This window comes from Kitasatospora sp. NPDC004614, assembly GCF_042873675.1.
Lineage (GTDB): Bacteria > Actinomycetota > Actinomycetes > Streptomycetales > Streptomycetaceae > Kitasatospora.
Genome location: NZ_JBIALR010000012.1, coordinates 224,014 through 230,605, shown reverse-complemented (window position 1 = coordinate 230,605; position 6,592 = coordinate 224,014). Strand labels below are relative to the sequence as shown.

The following is a 6,592-nucleotide window of genomic DNA, read 5'->3' as shown; positions in this document are numbered from 1 at the left end:
AAACGCTCGGCTGGGAAACCCCAGCCGAGCGCCTGCATAAACTCATCGCGGCCTAGACAACCGACCACGTGTTGCAACGACCCCTAGAAACCGCCGTCTTCCTCAGGGCCCTTTCGTGGCGCGCTACTTGAACGCGACCTCCGCCACTTGAACGCGGCCTCCGCTACTTGAACGCGACCTCGGCCGCGTCGTTGACCGGCCGGTAGCCGAGGCGCTGGTAGATCGCGTTGCTGACGGGGTTGGACAGGTCGGTGTACAGCAGCACCTCGTCCGCGCCGCGCGACTTCGCGTGCACGGTGGCGGCGGCCGTCAGCGCGCTGGCGTAGCCGTGGCCGCGGTCAGCGGGCGGGGTGTAGACGGGGCCTATCCGGGACATCCCGGCGACGGCCGGGCTGGCCCCGGCGAGCGCGACCACCCGCTGGTCCTCGGTCTCCCACAGCACCAGGGTCTCGGCGGCGATCCGCTGGTCGGTGTCGGCGAACGGGTCGCCGGGCGGCCGGACCTCGGCCTCCACGCAGAAGTCGACCAGCCACCGGGCGACGGTCTCCCGGTCGGCGGGCGCGGCGAGCCGGGAACGGCCGGCGGGCGGGGCCGGCGGGGGCGTCAACTCGCCGAGCCGGAACAGCCGTTCGTTGCGCTCCAGGTGCCAGTTGACGCCGGTGGTCCGGTGCCATTCGGCGGCGAAGGCGAGGGTGGTGCCGTGCTCGCCGGCCACCATGTCGGGGCGTTCGCCGTCGGCAGCGAGCCGGCGGGCCAGCTCCTCGGCGGCGGCCACCGGCATCCGGCCGAGCCGCGGCCCGTACGGCGGGGTGCGCAGGCAGGCGCCGGCGACGGCGCCGTCCGGGCCGTGCCACCAGCCGAAGCGCGGCGGCTGTTCGCCGTACGCGTGCAGGCCGTCCCGGGTGAGGCGGTCGAGGATGGTGAGCAGCACGGTGTTCTCGACGGGGTCGGCCGCGAGGAACTCCCCGGCTGCGCTGCGGAAGTCGTCCAGTGACGTGGTGAGTGTCCAGCCCATGGCGCATCCTCCCCCGCCGACGCCGCCGTTGACCAGCACTTTCCCGGCCAACGGCGGCGCCCCTGCTCACTGGGCGCGCAGGCGCTCCGTCAACTCGGCGACGTCCGCGGTCGGCTGCTCGCAGACGAAGTGCCGGCACACGTACGCGGCGGGCTTCCCGCCCAGCAGCGGACGGTCGGCGAGCAGCGGCACCTCGGTGTCGCCGACCTCGCCGACCGCGACCACCGCGCCGGGCGCGGTCGAACGCAGCGCGGCCAGGTGCAGCGCCGCCCGCCCCGCGTCCCCGGCCGGGCCGACCACCGCGACCTCGCGCGGCCCGTCCAGCAGCGCCTCCGCGACGGCCAGGCCCCAGCCGGTGAACCTGGGCGCGCGGGTTCCGAGCGACGAGACGATCCCCAACGCCCGTTCGGCAGCGGTGCAGTAACGCTCGGAGCCGGTGTACGCGGCGTACGTGAGCAGCGCCCCGGCGGCGGCCGTCCAGCCGGACGGGGCGGCGTTGTCGGTGGGGTCCTGCGGGCGGCGGATCAGCTGCTCGGCGTCGTCGGCGGTGTCGTACAGCGCGCCGGACTTCTCGTCGGTGAAGTGCAGCAGCACCAGGTCGAGCAGCTCCCCGGCGAGTTGCAGCCAGGACGACTCGCCGCCGACCGCGTACAGCGCGAGGAATCCCTCCGCGGTGTCCGCGTAGTCCTCCAGCACACCCGCGTTGGCGCCCGCGACGCCGTCCCGGGAGGTGCGCAGCAGCCGCCCGTCCGCCGTGAGGTGCACGGCGATCAGCAGGTCGGCGGCACGCTCTGCGGCCTCGATCAGGTCCGGGCGCTCCAGCAGCGCACCCGCCTCGGCGAGGGCGGCGATCGCCAGGCCGTTCCAGGCCGCGACCACCTTGTCGTCCCGGGCCGGGGCCGGACGCTGCGCGCGGGCCTCCCCGAGCTTCTCCCGAATCTCCCGGTACTTGGCCAAGTCCTCCGGGTCGCGCAGGAGTTGCAGCACCGACGTGCCGTGCTCGAAGGTGCCGGTGACGTCGAACAGCTCCACCGCGAGGGCGCCGTCCGCCTCCCCCAGCACCTCCGTCAACTGCTCGGGCGTCCACGCGTAGTACGCGCCCTCGACGGTCTTCCCGCTCGCCTCGTCCAGCGAGTCGGCGTCCAGCGCGGAGGCGAACCCGCCCTGCGGGGTGCGCAGTTCACGCAGCAGGAAGTCGGCGGTCTCCAGCACGACCCGGCGGGCCTGCTCGTCGCCGGTGGCGCGCCACAGGTGCAGGTACACCCGCAGCAGCAGCGCGTTGTCATACAGCATTTTTTCGAAGTGCGGCACCGTCCAGGTGGCGTCCACCGCGTACCGCGCGAACCCGCCGCCCAACTGGTCGTACATCCCGCCGCGCGCCATCGCCTCGCAGGTGCGCTGCACCATCTCCAGCGCGGCCTCCGAGCCCGTCCGGGCGTGGTGGCGCAGCAGGAACTCCAGCACCATCGACGGCGGGAACTTCGGCGCCCCGCCGAACCCGCCCCGCCGCTCGTCGAACGACCGCGTCAACTCCACGACGGCCGCGTGCAGTTCACCCTCGCCGGGCGGCTGCGCGATCCCGCTCCCCACCGCGTACACCGAGGCCCGGTCCGCGAGATCCTTCCCGATCCGCGCCGCCACCTCCGAGACCTCGGCGCGCCGCCCCGTCCACGCCGTGTCCACCCCCTCCAGCACCTGCCGGAACGACGGCATCCCGTGCCGCGGCTCCGGCGGGAAGTACGTCCCGAAGTAGAACGGCTCCTTCTCCGGCGTCAGGAACACGGTCATCGGCCACCCGCCCCGCCCCGTGGCCGCCTGCACCGCCTCCATGTACACGGCGTCGACGTCCGGCCGCTCCTCCCGGTCGACCTTCACCGCCACGAACCGCTCGTTCAGGTACCCGGCCGTCGCCTCGTCCTCGAACGACTCATGTGCCATCACATGACACCAGTGACAAGCCGCATACCCGACCGACAGCAGAACGGGCACACCCCGCCGCTCCGCCTCCTCGAACGCCTCCGGCCCCCAGGGCCACCAGTCCACAGGGTTGTCGGCGTGCTGCAGCAGATACGGCGAGGTCGCGCCCGCGAGACGGTTCGGCATGTGCCCATCCTGACGCATCGGGAGTGGTGCCGGGGGCCGTGACTCACGGCTCGGGGGTGGGGTGGGTCGGCTCGCCGGGGTCGGTGCGGCGCCAGGTGAGGATCCAGGTGGCGGTGAGGAGCGCGCCGAGGCCGGCCAGGGCCATGGCCCGGCCGGTGCCGGTGAAGGCGCCGACGGTGCCGAAGAAGGCGGGGCCCAGGCCTTGGAGGGTCATGTTGCCGGAGCCCAGCAGGCCGAAGGCCTGGCCCTGGCCCTGTTCGGGGAGGGCGGCGAGGAACTCGCGTTGCAGGCCGAGGCCGTAGGCGAAGCCGCTGCCCGAGAGCAGGAGCAGGGCGGCGGAGAGCGGGCGGCCCGGGTCGGCGGCGAAGCCGGCCAGGGGCAGGCCCATGAGGGCGATGAGGGGCACCACCATGCGTTCGCGGGTGGCGGGCCGCAGCCGGCGTCCGACGAGGAGGTCGCCCAGCAGCATGCCGACCGGCAGGGCGGCCATCAGGACCGCATAGGAGCCGGACGGGAAGCCGTGGCTGCCCGCGTAGGCGATGATCAGGCCCTCCGCTCCGGTGACGAACGCGGTCGGGAGCCACTGGGCGAACAGCAGCCGCCGGACCGGGCGGTGGCGCAGCAGCGCGCCGGTGCCGCGCAGGCTCGTGCGCATGGCGCCGCCGCCGCCCGCTTCGGGTTCCGCCGCGAGCCGTGGCAGCCGCAGCCGGACGGCGGCCGCGCAGAGCAGGTGCATGACGGCCCCGACCGCGAGTGCCGCGCGCGGGCCGACGGCCGCGACGGCGGCGCCGCCGAGGGTCAGCCCGAAGAGCTGGGCGCCGCTGGAGGCCATGCTGTTGAGCGAGCGGCCCAGCACGTACGCGTCGCCGCTCAGCCAGCGGGCGACGAGCCGTGCGGAGGCGCCGCCGAACGCCGGGGTCGCGAGGGCGAGCACCGCGACGACGGCGAGGCCCGCCGCGACGGGCATCCGCACCAGGGCGAGCAGGGCCGCCGCCGTGCCCTCCAGCAGGTAGCCGCCGGCGATCAGTGCCCGGGGCGGGAACCGGTCGGCGAGGGAGCCGAACAGCAGCGAGCCGAGGAGCTGCGGCAGGAAGCCCGCGCCGAAGGCCAGCGCGCTGAGCAGCGCGGAGCCGGTGCCGGAGAAGACCAGTGCCGAGAAGGTGGTGATGCGCAGCGAGTCGGCGGTGATGCCGATGGTGCGGGTCAGAAAGAGCAGCCGGAATCGGGGCTCGGCGAGCACCTGGCCGTAGGTGGTTCGCGGCGCCGGGGCCGGCAGCGGCGGGGATGTGGTGGTCATGCCCGGCAGCCTGGTGCGGGCCGCGCGGGCGTGCGAGAGATTCGCCCGGGGACGTAAGGTCTGGCGGCGTGCTCCGCTTCACCGCCACCACCGAGGACCTGCTGCACAGCCGGTTCGCGCTCTCCCCGGCCTTCGAGCTCTGCGGACTGCTGCGCCGGTTGAGCGGCCGGGACGCGGCGCTGCCGGCCGACTGGGCGGCGCGCCTCGCCCCGGGCTTCGCGCGACTGCGCGGCGAGACGCATCTGGACGCCGTGCTGGCGCTTCAGGTCAGCAGGGCGGGCGCCAACTTCGTCGCCCCGCCGCCGCGTGGGCTCGCCCAGAGCTGGGCCGACGATCTCGCGGCGATCCGGTCCACGCCGGTCGCGGTGGCCCGCGCCGAGATCGACGCCGTGCTGCGCGGGCGGGCGGGCGGTGACCTGGGTGTCCGTGATCCGCGAGTACGCGAACTGCTGGAGTCCGACGGCGTGGTGGAGACGGTCGCCGACGCGCTGGACCGCGCCTGGCACGAACTGCTCGCCCCGGACTGGCCGCAGCTGCGGGCGGTCTGCGAACGCGATGTCGTGCACCGGGTCGGGGTGATCGGCGAGCGCGGCTGGAAGGAGGCGGTCGAGGGCCTGCAGGACGGGCTGGCCTGGCAGGGACAGCACCTTGCGGTGCCGCTGCGCCGCGTGTACGAGGACGTGAGCCTCGCCGGGCAGGGGCTGCTGCTGGTGCCCTCGGTGATGGTGTGGCCCGGTGTCGCGGCCTTCCACGAGGAGCCGTGGCCGAAGGCCCTGATCTACCGGGCGCGCGGCACCGCCTCCCTGTGGGAGCGGGCGGCGCCCGATCCGGCGGCGCTGGCGGCGCTGCTCGGGCGCTCCCGGGCGCGGCTGCTGGTGGAGCTGGGCGCACCGGCCAGCACCAGTCAGCTGGCCCGCAGCCTCGTGATGGCCCCCGGCGCGGTCGGCGACCACCTGGCCGTGCTCCTCGCGAGCGGGCTGCTGGCGCGCACCCGGTCCGGCCGCTCGGTGCTCTACCGGCGTACGGCGCTCGGGGACGCGCTGGTCGGCGGCGCGGCGGGCCCGTGAGTCGTCTGGCAACGCTCCAGGTCAGGACCGCCTGGTTGCGTCAAGTCATTGGCACCAGTGACAAGCCGCATACCCGACCGACAGCAGAACGGGCACGCCGCTCCGCCGTCCTCGAAAGCCTCCGGCCCCCAGGGCCACCACTCCGCCGGATTGTCGGCATGCCGCAGCAGACACGGCAACGGCTTTCGGGTGGGTCCTGGGGGCTCGGCGACAGGTCAGCGGCTCCGGCGGTGCGGGGCGCGCGGCCGGGGCAGGAGGATCCCCGCACCACCCGCCGGCTCGGCGGCGGGATCGGCCGGGGCCGCGAAGCCCTTGACGGCCCGGTTCGGGGCCGGCGCGGCCCTGCGGGGCTTGGGCGCGGGCTGCGGCCGGCGGGCCAGCCTCCCGCTGATCATCGACGCCGCGCGGCTCACGGCGTCGGCCAGCGGGGGGATCAGCTTCGCGTCCAGGGCGGTCACCGCGACGGCGGCCACCACCTGGCCGGACGCCGAGTGCACCGGAGCCGCCACGCACGACAGCGAATCCACGCACTGCTCGTAGTCGAACGCGAGCCCCCGCTCCCGGACCCCGGCGACCTCGCGCGCCCAGGCGGCCTCCGTCCACCCCGCGGGCCGCTTCGGCACCGGGGCGGCCGCCGCCAGGACCAGTTCGGCCGCGCTGCCGGGCGGCAGGACGACCCCGGAGTACAGCGGGAAGGCCTCGTCCACCTCGCCCCGCATGCCCCCGACGACGATGATCTGTCCCGCTTCGGGCACCGACAGGCTCAGGCTCACCCCGCCGCTGACCGCCGCGAGTTCCCGTAGCGGCTGGGCCGCTGCGGCGCGCAGCGCGCGCGCCGGATGCCAGGCCTGCCCGAGCCGGAACGTCCGCGGGCCCAGCCGGTAGCGGCCTTCGTGACTCTGCACCGCGCCCAGTGCGACCAGCTGCCCGAGCAGCCGGTGGGCGGTGGCCTTCGGCAGCGCGGCGTCGCTCGCCAGCCGGGTCAGCCCCACCTCGTCGGTGTGCGCGAGTACTTCCATGAGTGCGAACGCGCCGTCCAGCACGCCGCGCCCCTCGGCGCCGGATCTCGCCATGAGGGCCCCCCTCTCATGCCGGGCCGCCGATCGGACG

At 75.0% G+C, this 6,592-nt stretch carries 5 protein-coding genes and 1 pseudogene; 1 reads left to right on the top strand and 5 read right to left on the bottom strand.

Annotated elements, in window-relative coordinates:
- Nucleotides 1–163: 163 nt before the first annotated feature.
- The 3 genes from ACFYST_RS24375 to ACFYST_RS24365 all read right to left on the bottom strand — a co-directional run bounded on the left by ACFYST_RS24375 (nt 164) and on the right by ACFYST_RS24365 (nt 4,415).
- A complete protein-coding gene (locus ACFYST_RS24375; RefSeq protein ID WP_387865429.1) occupies nt 164–1,015 on the bottom strand; it encodes a GNAT family N-acetyltransferase in 852 nt (283 codons plus the stop codon).
- A gap of 66 nt (nt 1,016–1,081) precedes the next feature.
- Entirely contained in the window at nt 1,082–3,118 is a 2,037-nt protein-coding gene (locus ACFYST_RS24370; protein ID WP_387865427.1) for a thioredoxin domain-containing protein, read from the bottom strand.
- Between the two features lie 43 nt (nt 3,119–3,161).
- Nucleotides 3,162–4,415, bottom strand: a complete 1,254-nt coding sequence (locus ACFYST_RS24365) for an MFS transporter (protein ID WP_387865424.1) — start codon at nt 4,413–4,415, stop codon at nt 3,162–3,164.
- Nucleotides 4,416–4,483: 68 nt separating this feature from the next.
- Here ACFYST_RS24365 and ACFYST_RS24360 point away from each other — a divergent pair, with 68 nt between their 5' ends.
- Nucleotides 4,484–5,482 carry an ArsR/SmtB family transcription factor gene (locus ACFYST_RS24360; protein ID WP_387865421.1) on the top strand — a complete coding sequence of 333 codons (999 nt, stop codon included), beginning with the start codon at nt 4,484–4,486 and terminating at the stop codon, nt 5,480–5,482.
- Between the two features lie 51 nt (nt 5,483–5,533).
- On the opposite strand, the pseudogene ACFYST_RS24355 reads toward ACFYST_RS24360, so the two are convergent.
- Both ACFYST_RS24355 and ACFYST_RS24350 read right to left on the bottom strand, forming a co-directional pair.
- Nucleotides 5,534–5,661, bottom strand: a pseudogene (locus ACFYST_RS24355) (DUF255 domain-containing protein); the annotation flags it as partial.
- A 36-nt stretch (nt 5,662–5,697) separates the two neighbouring features.
- Entirely contained in the window at nt 5,698–6,555 is an 858-nt protein-coding gene (locus ACFYST_RS24350; RefSeq protein WP_387865418.1) for a helix-turn-helix domain-containing protein, read from the bottom strand.
- Nucleotides 6,556–6,592: the final 37 nt, after the last annotated feature.

Coding starts and splice junctions, on each gene's coding strand:
- ACFYST_RS24365 (WP_387865424.1), bottom strand. CDS start 4,415: ATGACCACCACATCCCCGCCGCTGCCGGCCCCGGCGCCGCGAACCACC.
- ACFYST_RS24375 (WP_387865429.1), bottom strand. CDS start 1,015: ATGGGCTGGACACTCACCACGTCACTGGACGACTTCCGCAGCGCAGCC.
- ACFYST_RS24370 (WP_387865427.1), bottom strand. CDS start 3,118: ATGCCGAACCGTCTCGCGGGCGCGACCTCGCCGTATCTGCTGCAGCAC.
- ACFYST_RS24350 (WP_387865418.1), bottom strand. CDS start 6,555: ATGGCGAGATCCGGCGCCGAGGGGCGCGGCGTGCTGGACGGCGCGTTC.